Raw genomic sequence first — 26,838 nt, forward strand, 5'->3', positions numbered from 1 at the left:
CCGTTGAGTACAGAAAGTGAGCTTGGGACCGGTTTAATCCCTCACCACTTTGCATACCGAGTAGAGGGCGATCCCTTTTTCGAAGCTCAGTCCAAAGCTTGGCGGGCGGCAGAAGGAACGCCCAAACACTATCGATTCTTCACAGGCGCGGGGTGTCTTGATGTTGTCACAAGTGCCATGCCACAATTTAGGACGGTAGATTGCTGAACACCTGCTTTGCTGTCGTATACGACGGTCGGTTTTTGGCGCGCTCTCCTGTGAAGAACGGCAAAGTATCCAGCCCAGTCCAACCCTCTCCTGCTGGCAGGAGAGGGCTGACGGATCAGCTCAGAACAGCTGATCGAACGCCGTTTCCAACCGCTTGAGGCTGGCGGGGACGTCCTTGAGCTTGTCGAGGCCGAAGAGGCCGATGCGGAAGCTGCGATAATCCGGGCCTTCGTCCACCATCAGCGGCACGCCGCCGGCGACCTGGAGGCCGAGTGCGGCGAAAGGCTTGCCGGTTTGCATCGCGGCATCCTCCGTGAACACCACGACCACGCCCGGCGCGGCAAAGCCATCGGCGGCGACCGACCGCACGCCCCGCTCCGCCAGCATCGCCCGCACGGCATTGCCCTGCTCCCACTGCGCGGCGCGCAGCGTATCGAAGCCGATCTGCTTGGTCTCCATCATCGCCTTGTGGAAGGTGCGCAGCGCATCGGTGGGCATGGTGGCATGATAGGCATGGCCGCCGTTCAGATAGGCTTCCATGATGCTGTTCCACTTGGCGAGATCGATCGCGAAGCTGGTGGACTGGCGGGCACGGCAGCGCTCCAGCGCGGCGGCATTCATCATCACCAGCCCAGCCGATGGCGGCGCGGACCAGCCCTTTTGCGGGGCGGAAATGAGGATGTCGACGCCGGTCGCGACCATGTCCACCCAGATGCAGCCCGAGGCGATGCAGTCCAGCACGAAGAGGCCGCCCACCTCATGCACCGCGTCCGCGACGGCGCGAATATAATCGTCCGGCAGGATCATGCCCGAGGCGGTCTCGACATGCGGCGCGAAGACGACGGCGGGCCGCTCGGCACGGATGGCCGCGACGACCTCGTCGACGGGCGCGGGCGCGAAAGGCTGGTCCGCGCCGCCATTGCCGATGCGGCGGGCCTTCATGACCGATTCCGACGCGGGGATCGATCCCGCCTCGAAAATCTGCGTCCAGCGATAGGAGAAGAAGCCGTTGCGGATGACCATCACGGTTTCGTCGGTGGCGAACTGGCGGGCGACTGCTTCCATCGCATAGGTGCCGCCACCGGGGACGACCACCGCGCGCTCGGCCTTGTAGACTTCGCACAAGGTGGCGTGGATATCGCGCATCACGCCCTGGAAAGCCTGGCTCATGTGATTGAGCGAGCGATCCGTGAAGACCACCGAATATTCGAGCAGGCCATCGGGATCGATATCGGGGCGCAGGGCGGGCATAGATGGTTCTCCTTGCTTCAGGCAGCGCATCCTGATGCTGCCCGTTCGTGCGACGGCGCTGACTCGATGCCACGCAATCGCCGCTGGCCGCGCATAGCGGGGCATGGTGCGGGATGCCAGTTGATCCTTCGCATCACCGCTCGGCGCTCGGATGAAGCGAAAGATGCAGATCGCGCTTGACGACGTCCACAGGGATCGGCATGACGCTGTTAATGCGATTCATTGTCATTAGCAGATGATGCAGTCGCAACGCCCTCACCCGCGCGAACCCCTCTTCGCGCGGCGCGGACGTTCCCGGCCTGCAGGTGCAGCAGGCCGGGGACGTCCTTCCACCGGCGATATGCGCGCTTGCCTTGCCGGAGCCAGCGCCGCCTGCCATCGCCCCTGCCTGCCACGGGAGAGATTGCCCATGTATGCGTTTCTGGATTGCCCGCTTTCCTCGCTTGATCGTGGCGGCCGTTTGCTTGTCTGGGCCATGCGGCATTGGGCAAAGGCGGTCTCTTGCGGGCGCTGCCCGTGCGGCGATGTCGGCCCCGTCTTTCACAAGGCGGATCTCATGGCCGGCTTCCCGCATTTCCACATGATGATGGCGGTGCTGAACCGTCACGCGCGCGAGAAGCTGTCCTTTGCCGACGTCGATTGCCCCCGGCTCAGCGATGGCGAGGCGCTTCTGCTCAGCCTGATCCGCCTGCCCGACGGGGCACACGCGGATCAAACGCCCGCGACGGTCGCGCTTGTCGTGCAGCCCGAGGGGGCGCCAGCGCTGCGTATGGCGCTGGATTCGCTCGGCGCGGCGCTACGGACGGTTGAACTCTGGCCCGCGCTGCCCATGTTCGATCCCGCCACTGTAAGGTTCCCCCATGAATGACATGACCCATCACGGCTTCGAGCTCGAGCCGACCGGCGCACTCAGCGTGGAATCCGTTCGCTGGGTGAAGCACTGGAACGACCATCTCTTCAGCTTCGCGATCACGCGGCCGGCGAGCTTCCGCTTCCGCTCCGGCGAGTTCGTGATGCTCGGCCTGCCGGGTGAGAATGGGCGGCCGCTGCTGCGCGCCTATTCCATCGCCAGCCCCGCTTATGCCGAGGAACTGGAATTTCTCTCGATCCGCGTCGAGGATGGCCCGCTCACCTCGCGCCTGTGCAAGATCCAGCCCGGCGACAGTCTCTATCTTGGCCGCAAGCCCACCGGCACGCTGGTGATGGACGCCCTGCGGCCCGGCAGCCGCCTGTTCCTGCTCTCCACCGGCACGGGCCTCGCGCCCTTCCTCAGCCTCGTGCGCGATCCGGATGTCTATGAGTATTTCGGCCAGGTCATGCTCGCGCACAGCGTGCGCACGGTCGCCGATCTGGCATGCCGCACCGATCTGGAAAGCCAACTCGCCGGCGATCCGCTGGTGCAGGATCAGGCCCTGCTGCAATTCCATTACTGCCCCACGGTGACGCGCGAGCCTTTCCGCACCACGGGGCGGCTCGATGCCCTGATCGACGACGGCACGCTGTTCCGCGGCCTGAGCGGCCCCGCGCGCCTGGACCCGGAAACGGACCGGGTGATGATGTGCGGATCAATGGCGATGATCCGCGACTTTTCCGCCCGCCTCGACGCGCTCGGCTTTGAGGAGGGCTCGAATGCCAAGCCGGGGGATTATGTGATCGAGCGGGCGTTCGTGGATTAGGTTTTAGGGTCAGGGGGTTAATCGCGAAGGCGCTTCACCTCCGTCATTCCCGCGCACGCGGGAATCCAGCTTGGACGTTGCTTCCCGGCGCAGGCGTGGAACTGGATTTCCGCGTACGCGGGAATGACGAATTCCTGGTCGCCCACTCGCCGATGGCGATCAGGCGCTCCAGGAGACCGCGAGGGCGCCCAGCGCCTTGAGGGCGGCCTCGTCTTGCGGGCGGACATCTTCGGCGAAGGTCGGCGTCTCGACATAGCCGATCACGATCAACGGACTGCGCCCGCCCGGCGGGACCAACACCGCCAGATCGTTGGTCTTGTTGCCGACGCCCTGGCGCATCCCGGTGCCCGTCTTGTCCATGCCCTGCCAATCGGCGGGAATGCCGGCCCTGATGCGATTGCGCCCGCTCTGGGTCTGCACCATCCAGTCCCTCAGCCGATCGCGACTGGCCGCGCCGAGCACATCGCCCAGCACGATCTTGCGCACAGTCTGCGCCATCGCCGCTGGCGTGGTGCTGTTCTGCTCGGTGCCGGGCGGGATCACATTGATCTCCGGCTCATAGCCATCCAGCCGGCTCGTGCTGTCGCCAATCTCCCGCCAGAAGCGCGTCAACGCCTCGGGGCCGCCGAGCCGGCGCATGAGGATGTTGGCGGCGGCATTGTCGCTGGTGATCTGGATCGCCTCAGCCAAGGTGAGGATCGGCAAGCGCCCTTTGGCGAGATTTTCTTCAACCACCGGCGCGTAGGCGACGAGGTCCGCCTGGCTGAAGCTCAGCTCTTCCGCGAGATCGAGGCGCCCGGCGTCGCTCTCGCGCAGGGCCATTGCCCCCAGCGACAATTTGAAGGTCGAGCAGTGACAGAAGCGCTCGTCCGTGCGCCAGCCAAAGCTGCGTCCGCTGCCGGTATCGAGAACGAGCACGCCCAGCCTGCCGCCGATCGCGCGCTCCATCGCCTGCAGGCGGGCCACCGGGTCATTCATCCCCTCCCGCTTGTCGGCACAGCCGGCCAGCAGAACACTCGCACCCATAGCCAGGGCAAAATCGCGACGATCGATCATCCGACTTTGATAAGCGGAACGAACCGGTTTCGCCAACCCTTCCTGGCAGGGCCGCGCACTGCGCTTCATTCGAAGCGAGAAAACTCGCCAAAGCGGCGCTTTGGGTGCTGCATCACAAGGCAAAACTGTGCATTAGGTTTGTCAGATGCTGACGATATTGCTGATTTCCTTCCTCGGCGCCTGCTTGATGCCGCTGCTGGCCTACGTCATTGGGCGTGGTGCGGGCATGGTGATCGCCCTCTTCCCCTTCGGCCTGCTCGCGGCGTTCGTAAACATGGCGCAGTTCGTGGAACGGGGCTGGGTCAAGGGGGAAGCAGCCGAATGGGCACCTTGGCTCGGCCTTGATTTCACGCTGCGGCTCGATGGCTTTTCCTTCCTGCTCTGCCTACTCATCACCGGGCTGGGCGGCTTGGTGACGATCTATGCCGGCGGCTATCTCACCAACAAGTCGCCGGCCGAACGCGCCCGTTTCTTCTGTTACATCCTGCTCTTTCTCAGCGCGATGCTGGGGGCGGTGCTGGCCGAGAATCTGCTCGTCTTCCTCGTCTTCTGGGAAGCGACGAGCATTCTCTCCTTCCTCCTCATCGGCTTTGAGGGACGCAGTGCCCGCGCCCGCCGGGCGGCGCTGATGTCGCTGCAGGTGACGGCGTTCGGCGGTCTCGCCTTGCTGATGGCCGTCGCGATGATCGGCCATGTGCTCGGCACCTACTCCATGGCGCAGGCGGTGGCGCGGGTTGGCGAATTGCATGACAGCCCGTGGGGCGCGGCCATCGTCGTGTGCATCCTGATCGCGGGTTTCACCAAGTCCGCGCAATTCCCGTTCCACTTCTGGCTGCCCAACGCGATGCAGGCGCCAACGCCCGCCTCGGCCTATTTGCACTCGGCGACGATGGTGAAGCTCGGCATCTATCTGCTCGCCCGGTTCGAGCCGGTGATCGGCGCGGAAAGCTGGGGACGGGGCGCGCTGATCACCGTGGCCTGCGTCACCATGCTCGTCGCCGCGTTGCAGGCCCTGCGGGCCGAGAACTTCAAATCCGCGCTGGCTTATTCCACGGTCGCATCACTCGGCATTCTCGTGCTGCTCGTCGGGCTGGACGGACCGGCGGCGTCGGTGGCGATGATCGGCTTCCTGTTCGCGCACGCGCTCTACAAGGCGGCATTGTTCTTCTGCGCAGGATCGGTGCTGCACGCGACGGGCCTCTACAGTTTGCGCGCCATGGGCGGGCTTGCCCGGCATCTGCCGCTGACGGCGCTGGCCTGCCTCGGTGCCAGCCTTTCCATGGCCGGCATTCCGCCGTTCATCGGCTTCATCTCCAAGGAATTCCTGTTCCAGGCGCAGTTGGAGAGCAGTTGGGAAGTCATCCCGCTGGCCATCGCCGTGATGGTCAACGCCGTCATGGTCGGCGTGGCCGGAGTGGTGACGCTGCGGCCGTTCTTCATGGGCCGCGGCAAGGTGAACAAGGTGCAGCATGGCGAGACCTTCTCGCTGGTGATGCCGCCGCTGCTGCTCTCTGCCGCCGGCCTGTTCATGAGCCTCGCGCCGGACTGGATCACGCGCGTCGCCATCCGCCCGGCGGTCGCCTCGGTCTACGGCCGCGCCGTGGAGGTGGACCTGACGGTGTGGCACGGCCTCACGCCGATGCTGCTGCTGAGCTTTGTCGTGGTCTCCATCGGCGCGCTGATCGTGGCCTTCTGGCGCAAGATCCACATCTGGCTGCGGCAGACCAAGCAGTTCAACACCTATGAGATCGAGCCGCTGTGGGAAATCAGCCTGCGCAACCTGATCCTCTCCTCCCGCAAGCTGACGGACGCGCTCCAGCATGGCGACCTGCGCCGCTATCTGCTGGCGGTGGTCGGCGGCGCCGGGTTGCTGATCGCCTGGTCGGTGGCGAAGAGCGGCGTCGCGCCTGACATCCCATTCCCCGGCGATTTCCGGCCGGGCGAGGCGCTGGTCGCGCTCATCGGGCTCGGCGGAGCCATTGCCGCTGCTCGCGCCAACACATTGCTGAGCGGCATGATCGCCACCGGCCTTGCGGGTTTTGCCGCCGCGATCACCTTCTTGATGAACGGCGCGCCGGATCTCGCGCTCACCCAGTTCACCGTGGAAGCGCTGCTCGTCGTGCTGCTCTCGGCCCTGTTGCTGGCCGTACCGCTCGCCAGCCCGGCGACCCGCACCCGCGCCATGCGCAAGCGCGATGCCCTACTCGCAACCAGCATCAGCGCGCTGCTGTTCCTGGCGGTGATGGACATGGCCGCGCGCGAGCATGTATCCGCCGCCAGCCACTTCTTCGGCCAGATGAGCCTCGTGGCGGCACATGGGCATAATGTCGTCAACGTCATCCTGGTGGATTTCCGAGCCATCGATACGCTGGGCGAAACCATCGTGATTGCCATTGCCGCCGTCATGGCGCGCTCGCTGCTGCGCAGCCGGGGAAGCGAGGGGCCAGTGCCCGGTCCCGAGCCGGTCCACTTCTCCCTGCAGGTCGCCGGGCGCTGGATCAGCCTGCTGCTGCTGCTCGCCTCGCTGGTGATTCTGTTCCGCGGTCACAACCAGCCGGGCGGCGGGTTCGTCGGCGGGCTGGTCGCGGCCCTCAGCTTTGCGCTGCTCGCGCTGGCTTATGGCGTCAACCACGCCCAGCGCGTGCTGCGCCTGCGCACCCTCACCCTCGTCGGCCTCGGCATGCTATGCGTGCTGCTCGCCGGCCTGCCGGGCCTGATAACCGGCGAGCCATTCCTCACCCATCTCTGGTGGGAGCCGGGTGGCCTCATCCCGGCCCTTTCGACCACGTTGATCTTCGATCTGGGCGTGTACCTGGTAGTGCTCGGCGCCGTGCTGGCCTTCCACTTCGGCCTCCAGCGGGAGGCGACGCGATGACCCTGCTCTATGGCGCCGTCGGCGCGGGCATCATCGCCTGCGCGCTCTACATGATCCTCTCGCGCAATCTGGTGAAGATGCTGCTCGGATTCTCGATGCTGGCGACGGGGGTCAACATCCTGATCTTCCTGGCCGGGCGCATCCAGAGCCGGCAGCCGCCCATCGTGGGCGAAGGCCGGCGCACGCTGGGCGAGGCTGCCGATCCGATCACGCAGGCGTTGATCCTGACCGCCATCGTCATCGGCTTCGCGCTCACGGTGATGCTCGCAGTGCTGGTGCTGCGCGCCTGGCGCCACAGCCATAGCATCGATGCGCGCAACGTCGATTCCGCCGAGGCGCTGGGCACGCCGCAGGAGCGGGAGTTGACCGATGACTGATGCGCTGCTGCTGCCCGCGCCCGTCATCCTGCCCTTCATCGGCGCGGCCCTGGTGCTCATCCTGCGCGCGCGCATCGCGCTCACCCGCGCCATCGGCCTGATCGCGAACGGCCTGCTGCTGGTCGTCTCGCTGCTGCTCTTCGTGCAGGCCAATGGCGGCAACCTCGTCCCGCTCACCGTGTTCGGCGGCTGGCCGCACGGCATCTCGATCAGTTTCTCGGCGACGATGCCGGGGCTGGTGCTGGTGGTTGTCACGGCGCTCATCGCCTTTGCCGCAGCGATCTACGCGCTGGTCGACGTCGGCCCGCGCCGCCGCCGCGCCGGCTATGACGCGCTGATGCTGGCGATGACCGGCGCGGTGAATGGCGCGTTCCTGACGCGCGATCTGTTCAACCTCTACGTCTGGTTCGAACTGGCGCTGATCGCCGCGCTGGGCCTCCTGACGCTGGACCGCCGCCCGGCGCAGATCGATGGCGCCATCCGTTATGCCAGCTTCTCCATGCTCGCGGCGACCTTCATCCTGCTCGGCGTCGGCATGATCTACGGGATCACCGGCACGCTGGACGTCGGCGCGGCCGCCGCTGCGCTCGCCAGCCGCCCGCCCAGCTTCGCCTCCGCCACTGCGACCGCGCTGCTGATGGCCGGTTTCGCGCTCAAGGCCGGGCTGTTTCCCTTCCACCTCTGGTTGCCGGCCTCCTATCATACCGGGCCACTCACCGCCGTGGCCGTGTTCGCCGGCCTGCTCACCAAGATGGGCTTTTATGCGCTGCTGCTCGTTTTCGCCGGGGTGTTTGGCGTCGGCGCGGGCGGCATCGGCGCCGCGCAGATGATGCCGGTGTTCGGCTGGATCGCAGCGGCGACCATCCTCATCTGCTGCGCGGGTGCGCTGGCGCACACCGATATGCGCCGCATCCTCGCCTACCATATCGTCGCGCAGGTGGGCTACATGACCATCGGACTGGCGATCGCCACACGCGAGGGGATTGCCGGCGCGGTGTTCTATATGGTCCACTCGATCATCGTGCAGGCCAATCTGTTCCTCGGCGCAGGCCTGATCCGCCGGGCGAGCGGAAGCTGGGATCTCACGCGGGCAGGCGGCATGGCGCGGACGAACCCGCTCTTTTCGCTGGTGCTCGCCGTGCCGGTGCTGTCGCTGGCGGGCATCCCGCCCCTCTCCGGCTTCTGGGCCAAGTTCATCGTCATTCGCGAAAGCTTTGATGCAGGCATGGCCTGGCTGGGCATTATCGCGCTGATCGGCGGGCTGATGACCATCGTCTCCATGTCCATCTTCTGGTCCGATGCCTGCTGGAAGGAACCGCGCGGCAAGCCGGTGCGCAAGGTGCCGCTGGCGGGGTTGATCGCCATGGCGATCCTCTCCGGCGCGACCATCGCCATCGGCCTACTGCCACAAAGCCTGTGGACGCTCTCACTCCTCTCCAGCCGCGCGCTGGCCGCCGTCAGCGGAGGCGGCTTATGAGGCCCGCCCGCCGCCTGCGCGCCGGTCTGACGCTGGTCGCGATGTTCCTGTGGGATCTCCTCGTCGCGTCCCTGGCCGTCGCCAGGATAGTCCTGTCACCCCGCATCCGCACCGCCCCGGCGATCATCCGCGTGGAGACGGACCTGGAGCGGCCCTGGGCCGTAGCCCTGTTCGCCTATTTCATGTCGCTCACGCCCGGATCGACCTGCCTGCATGTCTCCGAGGACCAGCACAGCCTCTACGTCCATGTGCTCAACACCGCCGATGCGGAGACAACCATCGCGCGGTTCAAGCGGATCTACGAGCGCTGGATCATGGAGTTGGAGCGATGATCGATATGGCGACGCTCACCACTGTTCTCGCCGTGCCGCTGGCACTGGCCTTCCTGCTGGCCGGCTGGCGCATGGTGACCGGGCCGAGCTTTGCCGACCGGTTTGTCGCCCTCGACATGCTGACCGCCATCGCCGTCGGGTTCGCGGCACTGACCACGCTCGCGACCGGGCGCGGCGCCTTTCTGGACATTGCGCTCGGCATCTCGCTCATCAACTTCGTCGCCACGGCAGCCTTCGCCGTGTTTCTGGAACGCAAGCGGAGGCGGCAATGATGATCCTCGCCATGGCCCTGCTGATTGCAGGTACCGCCTTTCTGCTCATCGCCGCCATTGGCATCGTGCGGCTGCGCGATCCCCTTCAGCGGATGCACAGCGCCACCAAGGCCGGCACGCTGGGCGCAACGCTGATGCTGCTCGGCGTCGTGCTGGCTGCCGATATCGCGGAGCTGAACTGGACCAGCGGGCTGACGATCCTGTTCCTGCTCATCACCCTGCCCATCGGCGCGCAGTTGCTCGGCCGCGCTGCCTATGTTTCCGGCACACGACTGGAAGGGCTGGCGCATGATCCGCTCAGTGAGGAACTGGAGCGCCATCCCGGCAAGGCTGATGAGCTGACGCGGGACAGCTAGGCCTCAGCGTCCCCCGAGGACGGACAAAAATCCTTATGTTTCGCTTGGCTAGATATGTTGCATATCTGCAACAATCCGACGCTGCTAGTGATGCATCACAACCACGAGAAGGTTGACCCCGTTAACCGGGCTCCATAAGCGGCCCGTCCGCCTCGTGCAGAAGGCGAGATTAAAACAAGGAAAATACAATGAAACTTGCTGTTCTGGCTTCCGCAGCCGCCGTGATCGTTGCCACCCCTGCCGCTGCGCAGGAAGGCCCCACCTTCTCCGGCCTGAGCCTCGCGGTCCTCGGCGGCTATGACTCGGTGCGGCTGAGCGACGGCGTCGACAATGGAAGCAGCGATGATTTCGCTTATGGCGTGAGCCTCGGCTACAATGCCGATCTCGGTTCCGCTGTGGTTGGCGTCGAAGTGGAAGCCGCTGACTCCGAGGTCAAGGAATCGGTCACGGACCAGTTCGTGACGGGCGATGAGCTGTCCCTGTCGGCCGCGCGCGATCTGTACGTCGGCGTCCGCGCTGGCGCCAAGCTCGCCCCCAACGCGCTGATCTACGCGAAGGCCGGCTACACCAACGCCCGCCTCAAGGTGAGCTACACCGACGGCGTCGACTCCATCAGCGACGGCGACAATCTCGACGGCTATCGTCTCGGTGCCGGCGTTGAGTACAGCTTCGGCCGCTTCGGCATCCGTGGCGAGTACCGCTTCTCCGACTATGGCAAGCTGAAGTTCGACGATGTCGACACCGGCATCAGCATGCAGCGCCATCAGGTCATGGTCGGCCTCGTCGGCAAGTTCTGATCCAGCGTTTTCGCTAAACGGGAAGGGCTGGCCTTGCGCCGGCCCTTCTTTTTTGTGCGCGACATGGCCAATCCAGGCGCGCCGGTTCCGAACTAGGCGGCGACGGCGCTCACCAATAAAGCCTTGCCGGCGAGCATGACGCCCTGGCCCGGCACATGATGCGGCGCAAAGGCGGCCGCAAGGCGGGCCTGCGCCTCCGGCATCCGGTCAGGCGCGACCTGATTGCCGATGTGCATGGCCGACAGCACGAAGGTCGCGGCATCCTGCGCGCTCGCGCCGGGTCCGCCGACCGGCAGGTCCCGCAGGCACGGCGCCACGTCCATCTCCGCAAAGCCGGCATGCGCCAGCACCTCTCCCAGCCATGCCGTATCGGCAAAGGCGAACGGGCCGGGGGCTCTGGGGTCCGGCCGCCCATCCGGTGCCGGCAGCAGATCCTTCAGCGCCTGCTGCATCAGTTGCATCCAGGGATTTTCCGGTGGCGCCGCCCAGACCGCGAGATCGATACGCCCGCCGTCACGGACCTGCCCGCGCAGATTGCGAAACGCCGCCTTGGGCCCGGCAAAGAACATCGACCCGAAGCGCGAAAACAGCCGGTCGAACGGCGCGCCGTTGATCGGCGCCGCGCCAGCGTCTGCACAGACGAAGCTGACATTCTGCAGGCCACTGAGCGTCGCACGCGCACCGCAGGACAGGATGAGGTCGGACGAGATATCGACGCCGGTGACATGCCCCTCCGGCGCCACCGCCCGGGCAATCGCAAGGCTGGTGCCACCACCGCCGCAGCCGACATCGATCACGCGCTCGCCCGGCTGGAAGTCCGCCCGAGCCAGCGCCACTGCGCCGATCGGGTCAATCATCCCCTCAAGCCGATCCAGATTGGCGAGCCAGTTGCGCCCCATGTCGCCTGCCCAGCCTTCAGCAGTTTTGCTGATCCCCACCCCGCTGTTATCGGCACCCATGCCTTTGTCTCCCGACCCATGATGCAGCCCCTGCCGTCATGACTGTCCGGCAGGCCGCTTGCTCAATAGATGACAATGTCCCGTCCCTCTGTCGAGCGGCGATGCGCGCGACATCAAATGCTTTGCGCTTGCATGTTTCCACGCAGCGCAAGCTCCAGCATCCGCGCCGCCAGTTCGCGCTCGCCCATCACGACGTCACCGATCCCCAGCTTGATCAGATGATCCACCTCGCCGTCCGAATGGGCCCGCGCGACAATGCCGATCCCGGGGCGCAGCGCGCGCGCCTTCTGGGCGATGGCCCCGGCGTCGAACCCCTCGGGAATCGCAATGAGCAGGCTGGTCGCGCGGTCGATGCCGGCCGCCTCCAGCACCCGCCGGTCCAGCGCGTTGCCGGTCACCGCCTCATGGCCGTCGCGCCGCGCGGCATCGGTCAGTTCGGCATTGCTCTCAATGACCACCAGCGGCTTGTTCCGCTCGCGCAGGGCCTTGGCGATCAGCCGGCCGACGCGGCCATAACCGACCAGCACGACATGCACGAGCGTGGCGGACGGCGCTGCCACCGGCGGCGCATCGACCTTGGCTGCCTCGCTCGCGCGATGGGCGATGTAGGAGAACAGGAAGGGATGCAGGAAGATCGAGATGATCGCGCCGGCCAGAATCAGATCGCGCGCCTCGGACGGAAGGACGCCGAGACCGAAACCCAGCGTGACAAGAATGAACGAGAACTCGCCGATTTGCGCCAGGCTGGCGGCAACCGTCATCGCCGTCTCGCGCGGATAGCCGGATACCCGGACGATGGCATAGGCAGCGAGCGATTTGCCGACCGTGATGATCGTCACTGTCGCGAGCAGCGGCAGCGGCTGGCGAAGGATGACCATCGGATCGAACAGCATGCCGACCGAGACGAAGAACAGCACCGCGAATGCATCGCGCAACGGCAGCGTCTCCTCCGCCGCGCGCCGGCTGAGCGGGGTTTCGCCGAGGATCATGCCCGCAAAGAAGGCCCCGAGCGCGAAGGACACATCGAAGATGAAGGCCGATCCAGCCGCCACGCCCAGCGCAATCGCCAGCACGGCAAGGCGGAATAGCTCGCGCGAGCCGGTATGCACCACCCAGTGCAGCGCCCATGGAATGACCCGCCGCCCGACCAGCAGCATCAGCGCGACAAAGCCGCTCACCTTGAGGATCGTGACCAGAACCGGCCAACCGATGGCCGAGAGACCCTCGCTCTGCGGATCGAGTGCGATGCCGGCCAGCACCGGCAGCAACACCAGCGCCAGGACCATCACCAGATCCTCGACGATCAGCCAGCCCACGGCGATGCGCCCGCGCTCCGTCTCGACCAGATCGCGCACCTGCAGGGCGCGCAGCAGCACGACGGTACTGGCGACCGACAAGGCCAGGCCGAAGATGAACCCCGAGAGCAGGCCCCAGCCCATCAGCCAGGCGAGCGCCATGCCGAGCACGGTGGCGGTGGCGATCTGCACCACCGCGCCGGGCACGGCGATGCGCCGCACCGCCATCAAATCCTTCACCGAAAAATGAAGGCCGACCCCGAACATCAGGAGGATCACGCCGATTTCGGCAAGTTCATTGGCGAGGTTGGGATCGGCGACGAAGCCCGGCGTGAACGGTCCCACCATCACACCTGCGACGAGATAGCCCGCAATGGGCGAGACCCGCAGCCGCATCGCCAGCGCGCCCATGAAAAAGGCAGCGACGAGGCCGGCGACCACCGTGGCGATGAGCGGCGTGTAATGCGGCATCCTGTATGGCAGCTCCTGTTGATGCGAGATCGTATCGCGCGGGCTACGAGACCTGCGGCCCCCCGACCGGGGGTTTTGCGCGGCACCGCAACCATCGCTTTGTCGCGTGGAGTGTAATGGCTTGACGACCATGCGCAACGATGGTCATTGCCTTCAAGCACTTAGGCTGGCCGCACCGACTATGACGAGGCCGCGGACCATCCGCGTTGCTGGCCGTTGCGCCGAGCGCCGCTTTCCGCTAAGGGCCGCGAGAAATTCCGGCCGGATGACCCGTGTCGGCCGTCCACAAGCCCAGAGAGATTATCATGAGCCCCCGTCCCAACGCTCTGCGGAACGTTGCCATCATCGCGCACGTCGATCATGGCAAGACCACCCTCGTCGACCAGCTTTTCCGCCAGTCCGGCACTTTTCGAGACAATCAGCGCGTCGATGAGCGGGCGATGGACTCCAACGATCTGGAGAAGGAGCGCGGGATCACGATTCTCGCCAAGCCCACCTCCATCGAGTGGGAAGGCACGCGCATCAACATCGTCGACACGCCCGGCCACGCCGACTTCGGCGGCGAGGTGGAGCGCATCCTCTCGATGGTCGATGGCGTGGTGCTGCTGGTGGACAGCTCCGAAGGCGCGATGCCGCAGACCAAGTTCGTGACCGGCAAGGCGCTGGCCCTCGGCCTGCGTCCCATCGTCGTCGTCAACAAGGTCGATCGGCCCGACCAGCGCATCCAGGAAGTGCTGGACGAGGTGTTCGACCTGTTCGTGAGCCTCGACGCGACCGACGAGCAGCTCGACTTCCCCGTGCTCTATGCTTCCGGCCGCAACGGCTATGCCAGCACCGACCCGACCAAGCGCGAAGGCACGCTGACGCCGCTGTTCGAGACGATCGTCAACCATGTGCCGCCGCCGGCGCTGGACATCGACGCGCCGTTCACCTTCCTGGTGACGCTGCTGGACCGCGACAACTTCCTCGGTCGTATCCTCACCGGCCGCGTGACCTCCGGCACCGTGAAGATCAATCAGCCCATCCATGCGCTGGACATGGACGGCAAGATCATCGAGACCGGCCGCGCCTCCAAGATCATGACGTTCCAGGGCCTCGACCGCGTGCCGGTCGATGAAGCGCGCGCCGGCGACATCATCAGCCTCGCCGGCCTGACCGTCGCCACCGTGGCCAACACCATTGCCGACACCTCGGTCTCCGAGCCGATCAAGGCGCAGCCCATCGATCCGCCGACGCTCTCCATGCGCTTTGCGGTCAACGATTCGCCGATGGCGGGCCGTGAGGGCGACAAGGTGACCAGCCGCATGATCCGCGACCGCCTGTTCCGCGAAGCCGAGAGCAACGTCGCGATCAAGGTCACCGAGAGCGCGGACAAGGACAGCTTCGAGGTCGCCGGTCGCGGCGAGCTTCAGTTGGGCGTGCTGATCGAGACAATGCGCCGCGAGGGCTTCGAGCTCGGCATTTCGCGCCCGCGCGTGCTGTTCGGCGAGGACGAGAACGGCAACCGCACCGAGCCTTATGAGACCGTCGTCATTGACGTTGATGATGAATTCTCGGGCACGGTTGTGGACAAGATGAACCAGCGCAAGGCCGAGATGACCGACATGCGGCCCTCGGGTGGCGGCAAGACCCGCATCACCTTCTCGGCGCCCTCGCGCGGCCTCATTGGCTATCATGGCGAGTTCCTCTCCGACACGCGCGGGACCGGCATCATGAACCGGCTGTTCGAGAAATACGGTCCCCACAAGGGCAAGATCGAAGGCCGCAAGAACGGCGTGCTGATCTCCAACGGCGCCGGCGAGGCCAATGCCTATGCGCTCGGGCCCCTTGAGGAGCGCGGTGTGCTGATGGTCGGCGTGGGCGAGGCGCTCTACGAAGGCATGATCATCGGCGAGAACGCCAAGCCGGAAGACCTTGAGGTCAACCCGATGAAGTCCAAGGCGCTCACCAACTTCCGCGCCAGCGGCAAGGACGACGCCGTCCGCCTGACGCCGCCGTGGAAGCTGACGCTGGAGCAGGCCATCGCCTATATCGACGATGACGAGCTGGTCGAGGTAACACCCAAGACCATCCGTCTGCGCAAGCGTTACCTCGACCCGAACGAGCGCAAACGCGCTTCGCGGTCCAAGGCCGCCTGATCCAAGGGGCGCTTGTCCAGCCGGACGAGCGCCCTTTTCTTTTGGGGCGCTGGGGAGGCCGGCGAGTGATCGCTTGGGTCGGGCCGAACTCTCCCGATGCTGCCGATGGCATTGTGCTTGTAAGCCAGCCTTAGCCCCTCCTGTTGAGCTTCGCTCGCCTACGGCCCAGAGGAGGGGTTGGGGTGGTGCAGCACCCTCGCGTTTATGCGCTGACTTCACGATGCTGGCGCATCGCCACCACCCCCGGCCCCTCCTCTGAAGAGGAGGGGAGACGTGTCCGCGCAGTCTAGCGCGTCCGCGCCGGCGCTGGCGCCGCCGTCCGCATCGCGGCGATAACCCGTTCCGCCTCGGCATGGGCATCGGCTTCGACGCCCTGATAATCGCGCGTGTAGCGCTGGGCGAAGCCCTGGACGCCCCATTGGCGATACTGGTGCACATGATGCAGTTCATGCGCCCAGAGGCCGACATCCGAGGCGGCATCGTCGACAGAGCGGAAGAGCACCACATCGTCCAGCGTGATCGCGGCGGCGTTGCTGCGGTTGAAGGTATTGGTCTGCAAGCTGAACTCGTGACCCTGGCCAACGCGATAGCGCACGCGGTCCAGCAGGGCGTCCGGCATATGGCCGCGTAGCCGCGCGCGAATGGCGGGCGGGATCGGCTCGACACCCGCTGCCACCGCATCGTTGCGCGAGGCGGTGATCCAACTCGCCAGCGCCTGCGCCGCGAACAATTGCCCGGCACCCTGCAGATCGGTCAGCAAGCGCCGGCCGGCCTCGTCAAATGCCGGTACGACCTGGCGGGCGGCGTCCTGAGCCCGCGCGGGAACGGTGAAACCGGATGCGGGAATCAGAAGCCCCACCGCAGCAAGCGGCACGACCAGCAGGGAGGGAAAGGAGAAACGGGGCATAGAGCAGACCTCTAGGTCGTCGCGGCTGAACCCGCTTTTAACGCCTTACGCGTCCCACGCCCTTCGCGACCATCCTTCCACATATCACCGCATCCAGGGCACGCCCCATGGGCAGATGAACGGCCTGTTTCGCGGGCGTTCAGGCCGGTCTGGCAGAAAGGATGGATCGGACGAGCGAGGCCGCGCGCAACGCCGACATTGGACACAGGAGAATGACATGCCTCTTACCCCCCGCCTCGCTTCGGTCGCCTTCGCCGTTGCGGCCACATTCGGCCTCATGCCGCTCGCTGCGGCACCGGCTCAGGCCCAAAGCAGCCTGTCGATCAGCTATCGGGATTATGATCGTGGCGCCTATCGTGATGGCTACCGCGACGTCCGCCGCGACCGCCATTATCGCGAACGGTCTTATCGCAGCGACCGCCGGGACTGGCGACGTCACGACCGCGGCTATCGTAGCGGCTACGGCTATAACGACCGTCGCCGCTGCTGGACCGAAACCCGCTGGGACCGCTGGCGCGGCGAGCGGTATCGCGTGCGCATCTGCCGCTGATCATGCCAACCGCACGACCGGGGCCGGACAGTCTCCGGCCCTGCCGCCCTCGCGGACTGCCCCATGCGCGCTCCTGAGAAGCGTTGACTGGCCGAAAGCTCTTCGGCAAGGACGAGCCATGGTTGATACTCCCGCATCCGACACGCCCGCCGCACCGCAGAGCGAGACGCCGCCCGACCGCCTCTCCACCAATCCGCGCAGCCCGCATTTCGATATGGAGACCCTGCAGCGTGGCATCGGCATCCGCTTCAAGGACCGGGTGCGCACCGATGTGGAAGAATATTGCATCTCCGAAGGCTGGATCCGCGTCGCCGCCGGCAAGACCCGCGACCGCCATGGCCAGCCGCTGACCATCAAGCTCTCCGGCCCGGTCGAGGCCTGGTTCGAAGACGCCAAGCAGGACTGAGCCCTGATGGCCCGCGACAAGCGCGCGGGCCAAACCATCTGCGTTGATGGCCTCGCCAATAGTGGCGGATGATCGCCATCCGATCGAAAGAATTGCCTTCCCGCCCGCCTCGTTTATGGTAGCGTTATCAAAACGCGAAGTTGAACGCGACTGGGGAGGATTAGATGGCGGCTATGTCCTGTCATATGCATGCAAGGGGCGTGTCGGCGTCTCGCCGTGAGTTGTTGGCTTCGGTCGCCTCGGCCACTCTGGTGAGCGGGATTCTCGCGCCAGTTACCGCGCGTGCAGCCTTGCCATCAGCTCAGTCTAAGGGCGCGCTCAGCGTGGCGCCGCGCCTTCAGCCCTTCGACATGGCGGATGTGACGCTACTGGAAAGTCCGTTTCTCGCCGCGCAACGAGGCACGGAAGCCTATCTGCTTTCGCTCGAGCCGGACCGGATGCTGGCCAATTTCCGCACAAATGCCGGGCTCGCTCCCAAGGCACCGGTCTATGGCGGTTGGGAATCCGAGGCGACCTGGGCTGACATCCACTGCCACGGCCACACGCTCGGCCATTATCTCTCCGCCTGCGCACTGATGTTCCGGTCCACCGGCGATGGGCGATTCAAGCAGCGCATCGATTATATCGCCGACGAGCTGTATGCCTGCCAGCGCGCATCCGGCGTGGGGCTGGTCTGCGCCTTTCCTGAAGGCGCCGCGCTCGTCGCCGCGCATATCCGGGGCGAACCGATCACCGGCGTCCCCTGGTACACGCTGCACAAGATTTTCGCCGGACTGCGCGATGCCTGGCAGCTTGCCGGCAGTGACACTGCTCGCCTTGTGCTGCTGCGCATGGCCGATTGGGCGGTGGTCGCCACCCGGCCGCTCGACGCCGCCGCCTTCGAGGCGATGCTCGCCACCGAGCATGGTGGCATGAACGAGGTGCTCGCCGATCTCTATGTACTGATTGGAAAGGCCGATTACCGCACCTTGGCCGAGCGCTTCTCCCAGAAGGCGGTAATGGAGCCGGCCGCTAAGGGGCGGGACTTGCTGGATGGCATGCACGCTAATACGCAGGTGCCCAAGTTCGTCGGCTTCCAGCGCGTCTACGAGGTGAATGGTAAGAAGGCCTATGGCGATGCCGCAGCCTTCTTCTGGCGCACAGTCGCCCGCACCCGCTCCTATGCGACGGGCGGCCATGGCGATGCCGAGTTCTTCTATCCGCCCGCCGACTTCGCCGCGCATGTCTTCTCGGCCAAGGGCTCTGAAACCTGCGGCCAGCATAATATGCTCAAGCTCACCCGCGCGCTGTTCCTGCACGATCCGCAGGTGGAGCTGGCCGACTTTTACGAGCGCGCGCTCTACAATGGCATTCTGGCGTCACAGGACCCGGAGACCGGCCTCGTCACCTATTTTCAGGGCGCGCGGCCGGGCTACATGAAGCTCTACTGCACCCCGGTCGACTCCTTCTGGTGCTGCACCGGATCGGGCATGGAGAACCATGCGAAGTATCGGGATTCGATCTATTTTCATGATGCCGAGGCGCTGGTCGTCAACTTGTTCATCCCCTCATCGGTGCGCTGGCGGGAGAAGGGCGCGGTACTGACCCAGACCACCCACTTCCCCGAAGAACCGTCCACCACCCTGCGCTGGTCTCTGGCCCGCCCCATCCGCGCGACCCTGCGCCTGCGCCACCCGCGCTGGAGCCGGACAGCGCGCGTCAGCCTGAATGGCGCCCCGTTGGCGCAATCGACGAAGCCGGGCAGCTATCTGGAGCTGGACCGCAACTGGCGGGATGGCGACGTGCTGACACTCCAACTGGACATGCAGGTGCGCGTCGAAGAATCGCCCGCGGCGCCGGGGATCGTCGCGTTCACTTATGGACCGGTCGTGCTCGCTGGCGCACTCGGGACGGAGGGGCTGGCACCGGGATCGGATGTGGTCGTCAACGAGCGCCTCTATGGCCAGTATAACGATACGCCCTTCTCCCCGCCGCAACTGGTGGGCGATGCCAAGACGATCGCGGGGCAGCTCCGCCCCGGCACCGCCCCGCTGGAATTCATCACCGCCGACCAGGAGGGCCGCCCCGTGCGGCTGATCCCTTATTATCAAATCCGCCACGAACGCTACGCGACCTACTGGCCGCTGCAGCCTGCCACCGGCTGAGGATCGCTCCAGACTCTCCCTGATCGGCCTGTGCTTCAGAGCGGCTTAGCGGTCCGATACCGCCATCTCGTCTTGCGAATGCTTCTCAATATATGCAATGGAGGCGCTCGAACATGATTCGCGCAGGCTGATCGCTGCGCGTCGCCAATCATCGTCGGGGGGCATGTGGACGGACAGCGGGTGGACAGGCAGCGGGCGGATGAGCCGGCAGCGTCGGCAGGCGGCGCGGCAGCCATCGCGCGCGCGGCGTCCGTGTCGGCATCTCCCTCCAGTGCCGCTCGGCCCACACAAAAGGCCCCGGGCAAGCGCAAGGCGCGCGCCTTCTGGCTCAAGCAATTGCACAGCTGGCACTGGATCAGCGCGGCGATCTCGCTGATCGGCATGATGTTGTTCGCGATCACCGGCATCACGCTCAACCACGCCGATTCCATCGGCGCCGCGCCGAAGGTCGAGGAGCGAACCGCCACCCTGCCGTCCGCCCTGCTCGCCCAGATCGAGGCAGCGCCTGCTTCAGCCGATGCGCCGCTGCCAGCCCCGGTCGCCGCGCATCTGCGTCAGGCAGTCTCGTTCGATGCAACCGGGCGCGCGGCGGAATGGTCGGACGAGGAGGTCTATGTCGCCCTGCCCGGCCCCGGCAGCGATGCGTGGATCACCATCGATCGCGCGACCGGCGCCGTGACGGCCGAGCGCACCGATCGCGGCTGGATTTCCTACTTCAACGATCTGCACAAGGGCCGCAACACTGGCGGCACGTGGAGCTGGTTCATCGACATCTTCGCCGTCGCCTGCATCGTCTTCACCCTCACCGGCCTGCTGCTGCTCCAGCTTCACGCCCGGCATCGCCCCTCCACCTGGCCGCTGGTCGGGCTGGGGCTGCTCATCCCGCTCGTCATCGCCCTGCTGTTCATTCACTGAGGACCCGCTTTCCCATGAAGAAGACTTCCCTCGTCCTTGCCGGTCTCGTCGCCACGCCTGCCACGGCCGGCACGATCAGCGTGACCATTCCCCGCCTCAATGTCGCCGAATATCACCGCCCCTATGTCGCGGCATGGGTGGAGCCGACCGGCGGCGGCGCGGCGCAGACCATCTTTGTCTGGTATGACGTCAAGCTGCAGGGCCGCGAGCCTGGCACGAAGTGGCTCTCCGATCTGCGCACCTGGTGGCGCAAGGGCGGCCGCAGCCTCAAGCTGCCCGCCGATGGCGTGAGCAGCGCCACCCGCGCACCGGGCACGCACAAGATCGCCCTGCCCGCCACGCTCAAGCCGGGCCAGTATACGCTCTACGTGGAAGCCGCGCGCGAGACCGGCGGCCGCGAGATCGTCTCCATTCCGCTGCAGATGCCTGCCAAGGGCGGCTCCGCCACCGGCATGTCCGAACTGGGCGCCATCACCATTTCCGCTCGCTGAGCTTTCCCAGACCCGAAAGGCCACGACCCCATGCGCATAAAGACCGCTCTGCTTGCCGCCGCCGCGTTGATCGCCGCCACGGCGATGCCCGCCAATGCTCACCGCCAGTGGCTGCTCCCCTCCGGCACCATCTTCTCGGGCGAAGACCCGTGGGTGACGGTGGATGCGGCCAGCTCCAACGACCTCTTTTATGCCGATCATAATGCGATGCGGCTCGACAGCGTGAAAGCATGGCGCCCAGACGGCAGCGAGGCGGAGATCAAGAATGCCGCAACCGGGCGCTATCGCTCCGTGTTCGACGTGCAGCTCGACCAGCCGGGCACTTGGCGCATCGGCAGCGCGCAGTCGGGCGTGATGGGCACGTTCAAGGTCGATGGCGTGGAGTGGCGCTTGGGTGGACGGCGCGGACCGCCGCCGGCATCAGGCGCACAGGCTCCCGCCAATCAGGTGAGCAGCGTCGCGGAGATCCCTGCCAATGCGACCGACCTCAAGCTGACCGAAACCAGCGGCCGCAATGAGTTCTTCGCCACCAAGGGCGAGCCGAGCGCCATCAAGCCGCTGGGCAAGGGGCTGGAAATGGTGCCGATCACTCATCCCGCCGAGCTGGTGCAGGATGAGCCGGCCAAGCTGCGCTTCCTGGTCGATGGTCAACCGGCGGCCGGCCTCAAGGTCACGCTGGTGCCGGGCGGCAAGCGCTATCGCGATAATGAGGGCGTGTTCGAGGTGACGACGGATGCCGAGGGCGTGGCCACGGTGAACTGGCCGATGGCGGGCATGATCTGGCTAAATGCCGCGCTGAGCGACGACAAGCCGGCCACCCAGCGCGTCACGGCGCGGCAGATGAGCTACACCGCCACGCTGGAAGTGATGGCACCCTGACCATGCTCGGCGCCGTCCCGCGCATCGTCGTGCCCCCGATCCAGTCCGGCGCCCTCGCCGGGATCGATCCGGGCGCGCCTGTGCGGGAGATTGGCGGTGAAACCATGGGCACCATCTGGCGGGTGCGCTTCTGCGCCCCGCCGGACGGGGATGCCGATGCGCTCAAGCAGGATGTGCAGGCACGGCTCGATGCCATCGTGGCGGATATGAGCCATTGGGCGCCGGATTCCGCCCTCAGCCGCTTCGGCGCGGCGCCGGCTGGGCAGTGGGCCACCTTGTCCGCAGACTTTGCCGCCGTGATGGCGACCGGCCTCGCTCTTGCCGAGCGCACCGATGGCGCGGTCGATCCGGCCATCGGGCGCTTGACGGATCTCTACGGGCTGGGGCCAAACCCCATGCAAAGCGAGCCGACGGACGAAGCGCTTGCGCAGGCGCTCGCCCAATCGGGCTGGCGGCGCCTCGCGTTCGAGCCAACCACCGGCCGGTTGCGTCAGCCGGGTGGCCTGTGGCTGGACCTCTCCGGCATCGCCAAGGGATATGCCGTCGATGCCGTGGCAGACCTGCTGGCCGAGCGTGGCGTGGCGCATTGCCTCGTCGAGGTGGGCGGCGAATTGGTGGGCCGCGGGATGCGTCCGGATGGCGACCCATGGTGGGTCGACCTTGAAATTCCGCCGTCCATGCGCGCCCGCCCGATCCGCATCGCCCTGCATCAACTGGCCGTTGCGACCTCGGGCAATTATGTGCGCGGCGCCCACACGCTCGATCCGCGCACCGGGCGGCGGGTGGAGAACGGCGTTGCCTCGGTCAGCGTCCTCCACGCCCGCGCCATGGATGCCGACGCCTGGGCCAGCGCGCTCACCGTGCTCGGACTGCACGCCGGCGCCGCACTGGCGATCCGCGAGGGGCTGGCCGTCCATATGCTCGTCCAGGATGGCGCGACGACCCGCGAGTGGATCAGCCCTGCGCTGGCGGAGATGCTGGGCGATTGAGCCCCGCCAGTTACTTCGCCTTCATTTCCCCATTTCATTCGGGTCAAATTTCAGCATCGCCGCACTTTTGAGAGCCGGGTCCCAATGTTCGGCGATCAGGCCGTTTTCGATCCGGTACACATCGAACCAGCTGGTGGCATAGGGCTTGCCCGCCTCGTCCTTCATCGGGCGCTCGCTCATCACCAGCACATAATCGCCCTCCGCCACGATCCTGATGATCGGCAGCGTGATAGTCGGCGAAATCGGGCGGGCGGGGCGCGAGCCGCGCAGGAAGGCCGCCAGCGCATCCCGGCCCGAGGCGACATTGGGATTATGCTGGATATATTCCGGCGTGAAGAAGCGCTCGACCAGATCGGCATGGCCACCCTGCACGATATGGCGATACATGTCGTAAACGAGCTTCTTGTTGGCGGCGAGCTTTGGGTCCGGGCTGGCGAGCATCGCCTGCTGCGCCTCGGCCGAGGCCGCGACCTGCGCATGCCCCGGGCTGGTGACCATGGTCATGGCAACCAACAGCGCCGCGATGGCCGGATTGCGTGCGAAAACCCTCATGCTCTCTCCCCTCTCCATTCCGCCCGTGCGTCCAGTGCCGGCGGCTCTGGCCTTTGTGCCGCAAAAGTCCCATGCTGGCGAGCCTGAGGGAGAGACCGCATGGACGACCGCAACAATCGCCGGGCCGTAGACCTGCTCAACAGCTTCCCGTTGCTGCTCATTCCGGTGCTGATCTACAATCTGGTGGCGCTGTTCGCCGGCGCGCCGCAGCCGGATCAGACCGAGCCGGCGCTGGCCGCCGTGATGCGGGGCGAGGCCTTCACGCTGCCCATGCTCTCAGGCGTAATGCTGATGCTGAACTGGGGTGACATGCTGTTGCTGCTCACCATCGTCTTCCTGCTGGTCGAGGTGGTGCGATCGACGCGGCGCGGGGCATCCTCCATCGCCAATCTGCTGCTCACCATGGCGGTGTTCCTTTTATGCGCGGTCGAGTTCTTGCTCCTCCCGCGCTTTGTCAGCGCCACCTTCTTCCTGCTCACGATGATCGTGCTGCTCCATGGCCTGACCGGCCTGTCGCTGTGGCTGGCGGACCGGCGCCAGACCGGAGCGACCCCGGCCGCCTAGCGCAGGGCCAGTTCCGCAGGCTTGGGCGCTGGCCCGGCTTGGGCCGCGTCGGCCGTCGCTCCGCCGCGCAGCAGCGTCCCGCAAGCCGGCGCCTGCGCTTCGTCCGGGTCGACAAAGCCGAAGATGGCCCGCACATCCGGTAGCATCATGGACAAGCCGAACAGGCGCTGGGGCCGGAACAGGTCGACCGGCTCGCGCAGCACGGTCGGCGCGGCCAACGTGCCGCCGATCAGGATCGGCGCGGGGCGACCGAACCATTCGCGGCTCTTGCCCTGCGCCTGCAAGCGCAGATCGAGCCGTTCGCCGCGCAGATCGAACTCGCCGCGCCCAGTGAGGACATGGCCATCGGTATCGATCAGGATTGGGTCGGCCGTCGCCAGCCCGTCGCGGACCGAAAAGGCGATCAGTCCGCAATTGAGGTGGGTCGCGTTATTCGCAGCCTCGCCATCGCCGCCGATCCCTAGGCGCTGGCCGAGGCGCCAGAATATCCCTCCCGTCGAATCCACGCCGTTGCCGCTGCGCGTGCCGAACATCGCAGCACGCAGATTGGTCATATCCAGCTCCGATTCGCTCGCCTGTGCCATGCCCACGCGCCCGGCGGGCAGCACCAGGGCGATGCGGCCAGCGGCATGACCGAGCGTCTCGCGCAGGGTCTCGCCGCGCCCGCTCAGCTGGATGCGCCCGCGCGCCAGCGCCGTTGTCTCGCGCGGGGCGAGGCCCCAGCCGGCCAGCAGCGGCCCCATCGGCGTCGGCGAGAGGCGGATATCGTAGCGGGCAAGCGCCGGGCCTTGCCGCGCATCGATGTAGATATCCGATGAGACGAAGCCGCCCGCCAGATCGACACTGGCCGGCGACAGCATGAACCGCCCATCGATCAGCGCGAGGCGCATGGCGAGATGCGCGGGCTTGAGCGCGGAGCCCGCGTCCCCGACGCCCTCGATCTGCTCGGCCTTGTAGTCGACCACAGCATCGAAACTGCGCAGCGCCCCGGGAGACAGGGTGGCATCCGGCAGCAATGAGGCGACGGGTTGAGGACCTTCGCCATCGGATGGGGACGTCGCAGTGCGCAGCCCCAGCACAGCCATGCCGTCCGCCAGATGCAGGGCCTCGGACGCCAGAGACGCCACCACGCGCGGACGGGCGCCGCGTTGTTCGAGCGTCAGGCTGCCGCTGAGATCGGTCTCGCCAAGCTGCCCTGCAATGCGGCTGAAATGCCAGCCGCCGCGCCGTTGCGCGAGCCGAGCCGTCAGCGCAAAGGAGGGCGCGGCTGGAAGATCGATGCGCGCCAGTGCCGCCAGCGCCGCAAGATCGGGGCCGCGCGCTCCGACCCGCAGGTCCGCCCCGGCCAGCCGGAACGGGCTGTCGCTTTCCCCTTCCAGCCGCAGGTCCAGTGTCTCCGCGCCCGCGCGCAGGGCAAAGCGGAACGGTTGCCCCTCGGCTGAATTGCTGGAGCCATTCATGCGAAAGGCATCACCGGCAAGACTGGCTCGCCCGGCGAAACGCACCGCGCCCGGACCGCTTCCGACCAGCTTGAGCCAGCTCTCGATTCCCTCGCGCTCGTCCCGGTAACGCAGCACGAGATCGTCCGCGTCCACCCGCTGCACGCCAGCGACGGCAAACAGACCATCCTTGCCGCCGAGTTTCCAGTTTGCCGCGCCCGTGCTTGCCTGCCGCTCCAGATCGAGCGTGCCGCCGCGCAACCCGAGCGCACGCGGGCCAGGGCGCCCGATCAGCAGATCAAACGTGGAGAAGCGCGCCGTCAGAGCGCGGACATTGAGCAGATCGGGCGCCTGCGCCCAGGCGGCATTGGCGATGCGCACATCGTCCGCAGCCAGTTGTAGGGAGAAAGGCGTCACCAGCAGGCGGACATCGCCATCGATCGCAACGGCACGGCCCAGTGCGGCGCTCGCCCGGCGCTCGATCGGCTCGCGCAGCAGCGCGGTGCCAAGACCGGCGGCCAGCCCGGCCCAGCCGAGCAGCGGCACGGCCAGCGCCGTCCAGAGCAGCGGACGGCGACGGCGGGTGGCCCGAGGCGTGGCAGGGTGAGGATCGCCCGAGGGCGGCAGGTGCGGGGGTGCGGTCACGGCGCGCCTGTACTGGCACGCCGGATCGTCAGCGCTGCCGCCGCCCCACGCTCATCCCCGGAGTTCATGCCGCCGCACTAGCGCCGGCAAGCTGAACCGCCGCTGAGCGCTGGCGCGACTTACTTCTCGAAGGCCGCGCTGATCGTCAGCTCGACCTGGTCGGAGACGATGGGGATCGCATAGGTCATGCCGAAGTCGGACCGCTTGATGGCCGCCGTCGCCTCAAAGCCGAGCGTCGCCTTGCCGTTATAGGGATGCTTGCCGGCCCCGGTGAACTCGGCCTCAAGCACCACCGGCTTGGTCACGCCGTTGAGTGTCAGGTCGCCGGTGATCTTTGCAGCCGTGGCGCTCGTCGCGACGACACTGGTGGAGACAAAGCGGGCCGGCGCCGGATCGGGGCCGAAAAAGTCGGGTTTGCCGCCATCCTTGCCAGCGCGCAGCAAATGGCCGTTGAGGCCCGCACTGGCCGTCACCACGCGCGCGACCGGAATGGACACATCCACCTTCGCGGCGGAGAGCTTGGCCGGATCGATCTCCAGCGTGCCGGTGATGTCCCCGAAAATGCCGAAATAGTCGTTGAAGCCGAAATGATTGGCGCGCCAGCCGACGAGCGTGTGGCCGGCATCGGCCTTGTAGGTGCCGGCTGCGACCCGGCTGACATCCTTCTGCCCGGGCAATTGCGCCTCATTCTGCGCGGCCAGCGGCGCCACGACAAGAATGGCCGGCAGAGCCACCAATGCGGTCGCCAGAGCGATCTTCGTTCTTTTCATCATTCCACGGTCCTCCAACCAGTCAAGAAAAGGCGTGCGGATATCGGG

26 protein-coding genes are annotated in these 26,838 nt (G+C 66.4%); 18 read left to right on the plus strand and 8 right to left on the minus strand.

Annotated elements, in window-relative coordinates; translation table 11 throughout:
- Positions 1-327 precede the first annotated feature (327 nt).
- Complete coding sequence (locus M2336_RS01200) at positions 328-1,458, minus strand: aminotransferase class V-fold PLP-dependent enzyme (protein ID WP_264573615.1); 1,131 nt, start codon at positions 1,456-1,458, stop codon at positions 328-330.
- A 556-nt stretch (positions 1,459-2,014) separates the two neighbouring features.
- Here M2336_RS01200 and M2336_RS01205 point away from each other — a divergent pair.
- Together M2336_RS01205 and M2336_RS01210 are read left to right on the plus strand one after the other, a co-directional pair.
- Entirely contained in the window at positions 2,015-2,326 is a 312-nt protein-coding gene (locus M2336_RS01205) for a hypothetical protein (RefSeq protein WP_264573616.1), read from the plus strand.
- Positions 2,319-3,134, plus strand: a complete 816-nt coding sequence (locus M2336_RS01210) for a ferredoxin--NADP reductase (RefSeq protein WP_264573617.1) — start codon at positions 2,319-2,321, stop codon at positions 3,132-3,134. Before M2336_RS01205 ends, M2336_RS01210 begins: the two co-directional genes overlap by 8 nt.
- A 159-nt stretch (positions 3,135-3,293) precedes the next feature.
- Here M2336_RS01210 and bla read toward each other — a convergent pair whose 3' ends face one another.
- A complete protein-coding gene (gene bla / locus M2336_RS01215; RefSeq protein ID WP_264573618.1) occupies positions 3,294-4,190 on the minus strand; it encodes a class A beta-lactamase in 897 nt (298 codons plus the stop codon).
- 145 nt (positions 4,191-4,335) lie between these two features.
- Between bla and mbhE the strand changes: the two genes are divergently transcribed.
- The 7 genes from mbhE (at position 4,336) to M2336_RS01250 (ending at position 10,676) form a co-directional block, all read left to right on the plus strand.
- Complete coding sequence (gene mbhE, locus M2336_RS01220; RefSeq protein WP_264573619.1) at positions 4,336-7,065, plus strand: hydrogen gas-evolving membrane-bound hydrogenase subunit E; 2,730 nt, start codon at positions 4,336-4,338, stop codon at positions 7,063-7,065.
- Positions 7,062-7,442, plus strand: coding sequence for a sodium:proton antiporter (locus M2336_RS01225; protein ID WP_264573620.1), 381 nt, complete (start codon positions 7,062-7,064; stop codon positions 7,440-7,442). Before mbhE ends, M2336_RS01225 begins: the two co-directional genes overlap by 4 nt.
- Complete coding sequence (locus M2336_RS01230) at positions 7,435-8,919, plus strand: complex I subunit 5 family protein (protein WP_264573621.1); 1,485 nt, start codon at positions 7,435-7,437, stop codon at positions 8,917-8,919. Before M2336_RS01225 ends, M2336_RS01230 begins: the two co-directional genes overlap by 8 nt.
- The gene (locus M2336_RS01235; RefSeq protein ID WP_264573622.1) at positions 8,916-9,251 is read left to right on the plus strand and encodes a Na+/H+ antiporter subunit E; all 336 of its coding nucleotides are present in this window, start codon (positions 8,916-8,918) and stop codon (positions 9,249-9,251) included. Before M2336_RS01230 ends, M2336_RS01235 begins: the two co-directional genes overlap by 4 nt.
- Positions 9,248-9,523: a monovalent cation/H+ antiporter complex subunit F gene (locus M2336_RS01240; RefSeq protein ID WP_181560637.1), complete on the plus strand. Its 276-nt coding sequence runs from the start codon at positions 9,248-9,250 to the stop codon at positions 9,521-9,523. The genes M2336_RS01235 and M2336_RS01240 overlap by 4 nt, the downstream gene beginning before the upstream one ends.
- Complete coding sequence (gene mnhG, locus M2336_RS01245) at positions 9,520-9,879, plus strand: monovalent cation/H(+) antiporter subunit G (RefSeq protein ID WP_264587871.1); 360 nt, start codon at positions 9,520-9,522, stop codon at positions 9,877-9,879. Before M2336_RS01240 ends, mnhG begins: the two co-directional genes overlap by 4 nt.
- Positions 9,880-10,067: 188 nt before the next feature.
- Positions 10,068-10,676 carry an outer membrane protein gene (locus M2336_RS01250; RefSeq protein WP_264579766.1) on the plus strand — a complete coding sequence of 203 codons (609 nt, stop codon included), beginning with the start codon at positions 10,068-10,070 and terminating at the stop codon, positions 10,674-10,676.
- Positions 10,677-10,768: 92 nt separating this feature from the next.
- Here M2336_RS01250 and M2336_RS01255 read toward each other — a convergent pair whose 3' ends face one another.
- Both M2336_RS01255 and ybaL read right to left on the minus strand, forming a co-directional pair.
- Positions 10,769-11,635, minus strand: a complete 867-nt coding sequence (locus tag M2336_RS01255; RefSeq protein ID WP_264592499.1) for a class I SAM-dependent methyltransferase — start codon at positions 11,633-11,635, stop codon at positions 10,769-10,771.
- 113 nt (positions 11,636-11,748) lie between these two features.
- Positions 11,749-13,401 carry a YbaL family putative K(+) efflux transporter gene (gene ybaL / locus M2336_RS01260; protein WP_264592500.1) on the minus strand — a complete coding sequence of 551 codons (1,653 nt, stop codon included), beginning with the start codon at positions 13,399-13,401 and terminating at the stop codon, positions 11,749-11,751.
- 305 nt (positions 13,402-13,706) lie between these two features.
- Here ybaL and typA point away from each other — a divergent pair, with 305 nt between their 5' ends.
- The gene (gene typA / locus M2336_RS01265) at positions 13,707-15,539 is read left to right on the plus strand and encodes a translational GTPase TypA (protein WP_264571312.1); all 1,833 of its coding nucleotides are present in this window, start codon (positions 13,707-13,709) and stop codon (positions 15,537-15,539) included.
- A 286-nt stretch (positions 15,540-15,825) separates the two neighbouring features.
- On the opposite strand, the gene M2336_RS01270 is transcribed toward typA, so the two are convergent.
- Positions 15,826-16,446, minus strand: a complete 621-nt coding sequence (locus tag M2336_RS01270; RefSeq protein WP_264573627.1) for a DUF4157 domain-containing protein — start codon at positions 16,444-16,446, stop codon at positions 15,826-15,828.
- Between the two features lie 217 nt (positions 16,447-16,663).
- Between M2336_RS01270 and M2336_RS01275 the strand changes: the two genes are divergently transcribed.
- From M2336_RS01275 to M2336_RS01305, 7 genes are all read left to right on the plus strand, one after another.
- Positions 16,664-16,996, plus strand: a complete 333-nt coding sequence (locus tag M2336_RS01275) for a hypothetical protein (protein ID WP_264571314.1) — start codon at positions 16,664-16,666, stop codon at positions 16,994-16,996.
- Positions 16,997-17,114: 118 nt separating this feature from the next.
- On the plus strand, positions 17,115-17,402 hold the full coding sequence (locus tag M2336_RS01280) for a DUF3297 family protein (protein WP_264573628.1): 288 nt from the start codon (positions 17,115-17,117) through the stop codon (positions 17,400-17,402).
- A gap of 323 nt (positions 17,403-17,725) precedes the next feature.
- Positions 17,726-19,546, plus strand: a complete 1,821-nt coding sequence (locus M2336_RS01285) for a glycoside hydrolase family 127 protein (protein ID WP_319801635.1) — start codon at positions 17,726-17,728, stop codon at positions 19,544-19,546.
- A gap of 252 nt (positions 19,547-19,798) precedes the next feature.
- Positions 19,799-20,461 carry a PepSY-associated TM helix domain-containing protein gene (locus M2336_RS01290; RefSeq protein ID WP_264593237.1) on the plus strand — a complete coding sequence of 221 codons (663 nt, stop codon included), beginning with the start codon at positions 19,799-19,801 and terminating at the stop codon, positions 20,459-20,461.
- 14 nt (positions 20,462-20,475) lie between these two features.
- Positions 20,476-20,952, plus strand: a complete 477-nt coding sequence (locus tag M2336_RS01295) for a DUF2271 domain-containing protein (protein ID WP_264592501.1) — start codon at positions 20,476-20,478, stop codon at positions 20,950-20,952.
- A 30-nt stretch (positions 20,953-20,982) separates the two neighbouring features.
- A complete protein-coding gene (locus tag M2336_RS01300; protein ID WP_264592502.1) occupies positions 20,983-21,831 on the plus strand; it encodes a DUF4198 domain-containing protein in 849 nt (282 codons plus the stop codon).
- Between the two features lie 2 nt (positions 21,832-21,833).
- On the plus strand, positions 21,834-22,820 hold the full coding sequence (locus M2336_RS01305) for an FAD:protein FMN transferase (RefSeq protein ID WP_319801636.1): 987 nt from the start codon (positions 21,834-21,836) through the stop codon (positions 22,818-22,820).
- A 21-nt stretch (positions 22,821-22,841) separates the two neighbouring features.
- Here the strand turns inward: M2336_RS01305 and M2336_RS01310 are convergent, their stop codons facing one another.
- Positions 22,842-23,372 (minus strand): nuclear transport factor 2 family protein, encoded by a 531-nt coding sequence (locus M2336_RS01310; RefSeq protein WP_264592503.1) that lies wholly within the window; start codon positions 23,370-23,372, stop codon positions 22,842-22,844.
- Between the two features lie 99 nt (positions 23,373-23,471).
- On the opposite strand from M2336_RS01310, the gene M2336_RS01315 reads away from it, so the two are divergent.
- Positions 23,472-23,936: a hypothetical protein gene (locus tag M2336_RS01315; protein WP_264592504.1), complete on the plus strand. Its 465-nt coding sequence runs from the start codon at positions 23,472-23,474 to the stop codon at positions 23,934-23,936.
- Here M2336_RS01315 and M2336_RS01320 read toward each other — a convergent pair.
- Entirely contained in the window at positions 23,933-26,020 is a 2,088-nt protein-coding gene (locus M2336_RS01320; protein WP_264592505.1) for an AsmA family protein, read from the minus strand. The genes M2336_RS01315 and M2336_RS01320 overlap by 4 nt on opposite strands.
- A gap of 119 nt (positions 26,021-26,139) precedes the next feature.
- Positions 26,140-26,793, minus strand: coding sequence for a YceI family protein (locus tag M2336_RS01325; RefSeq protein WP_264573634.1), 654 nt, complete (start codon positions 26,791-26,793; stop codon positions 26,140-26,142).
- Positions 26,794-26,838 lie beyond the last annotated feature (45 nt).

This window comes from Sphingobium sp. B1D7B (assembly GCF_025961965.1).
Lineage (GTDB): Bacteria > Pseudomonadota > Alphaproteobacteria > Sphingomonadales > Sphingomonadaceae > Sphingobium.

Excerpts from the sequence above, each read along its gene's own strand:
- M2336_RS01200 (WP_264573615.1), bottom strand. The coding sequence starts at position 1,458 with ATGCCCGCCCTGCGCCCCGATATCGATCCCGATGGCCTGCTCGAATAT.
- M2336_RS01205 (WP_264573616.1), top strand. The coding sequence starts at position 2,015 with ATGGCCGGCTTCCCGCATTTCCACATGATGATGGCGGTGCTGAACCGT.
- M2336_RS01210 (WP_264573617.1), top strand. The coding sequence starts at position 2,319 with ATGAATGACATGACCCATCACGGCTTCGAGCTCGAGCCGACCGGCGCA.
- bla (WP_264573618.1), bottom strand. The coding sequence starts at position 4,190 with ATGATCGATCGTCGCGATTTTGCCCTGGCTATGGGTGCGAGTGTTCTG.
- mbhE (WP_264573619.1), top strand. The coding sequence starts at position 4,336 with ATGCTGACGATATTGCTGATTTCCTTCCTCGGCGCCTGCTTGATGCCG.
- M2336_RS01225 (WP_264573620.1), top strand. The coding sequence starts at position 7,062 with ATGACCCTGCTCTATGGCGCCGTCGGCGCGGGCATCATCGCCTGCGCG.
- M2336_RS01230 (WP_264573621.1), top strand. The coding sequence starts at position 7,435 with ATGACTGATGCGCTGCTGCTGCCCGCGCCCGTCATCCTGCCCTTCATC.
- M2336_RS01235 (WP_264573622.1), top strand. The coding sequence starts at position 8,916 with ATGAGGCCCGCCCGCCGCCTGCGCGCCGGTCTGACGCTGGTCGCGATG.
- M2336_RS01240 (WP_181560637.1), top strand. The coding sequence starts at position 9,248 with ATGATCGATATGGCGACGCTCACCACTGTTCTCGCCGTGCCGCTGGCA.
- mnhG (WP_264587871.1), top strand. The coding sequence starts at position 9,520 with ATGATGATCCTCGCCATGGCCCTGCTGATTGCAGGTACCGCCTTTCTG.
- M2336_RS01250 (WP_264579766.1), top strand. The coding sequence starts at position 10,068 with ATGAAACTTGCTGTTCTGGCTTCCGCAGCCGCCGTGATCGTTGCCACC.
- M2336_RS01255 (WP_264592499.1), bottom strand. The coding sequence starts at position 11,635 with ATGGGTGCCGATAACAGCGGGGTGGGGATCAGCAAAACTGCTGAAGGC.
- ybaL (WP_264592500.1), bottom strand. The coding sequence starts at position 13,401 with ATGCCGCATTACACGCCGCTCATCGCCACGGTGGTCGCCGGCCTCGTC.
- typA (WP_264571312.1), top strand. The coding sequence starts at position 13,707 with ATGAGCCCCCGTCCCAACGCTCTGCGGAACGTTGCCATCATCGCGCAC.
- M2336_RS01270 (WP_264573627.1), bottom strand. The coding sequence starts at position 16,446 with ATGCCCCGTTTCTCCTTTCCCTCCCTGCTGGTCGTGCCGCTTGCTGCG.
- M2336_RS01275 (WP_264571314.1), top strand. The coding sequence starts at position 16,664 with ATGCCTCTTACCCCCCGCCTCGCTTCGGTCGCCTTCGCCGTTGCGGCC.
- M2336_RS01280 (WP_264573628.1), top strand. The coding sequence starts at position 17,115 with ATGGTTGATACTCCCGCATCCGACACGCCCGCCGCACCGCAGAGCGAG.
- M2336_RS01295 (WP_264592501.1), top strand. The coding sequence starts at position 20,476 with ATGAAGAAGACTTCCCTCGTCCTTGCCGGTCTCGTCGCCACGCCTGCC.
- M2336_RS01300 (WP_264592502.1), top strand. The coding sequence starts at position 20,983 with ATGCGCATAAAGACCGCTCTGCTTGCCGCCGCCGCGTTGATCGCCGCC.
- M2336_RS01305 (WP_319801636.1), top strand. The coding sequence starts at position 21,834 with ATGCTCGGCGCCGTCCCGCGCATCGTCGTGCCCCCGATCCAGTCCGGC.
- M2336_RS01310 (WP_264592503.1), bottom strand. The coding sequence starts at position 23,372 with ATGAGGGTTTTCGCACGCAATCCGGCCATCGCGGCGCTGTTGGTTGCC.
- M2336_RS01315 (WP_264592504.1), top strand. The coding sequence starts at position 23,472 with ATGGACGACCGCAACAATCGCCGGGCCGTAGACCTGCTCAACAGCTTC.
- M2336_RS01325 (WP_264573634.1), bottom strand. The coding sequence starts at position 26,793 with ATGATGAAAAGAACGAAGATCGCTCTGGCGACCGCATTGGTGGCTCTG.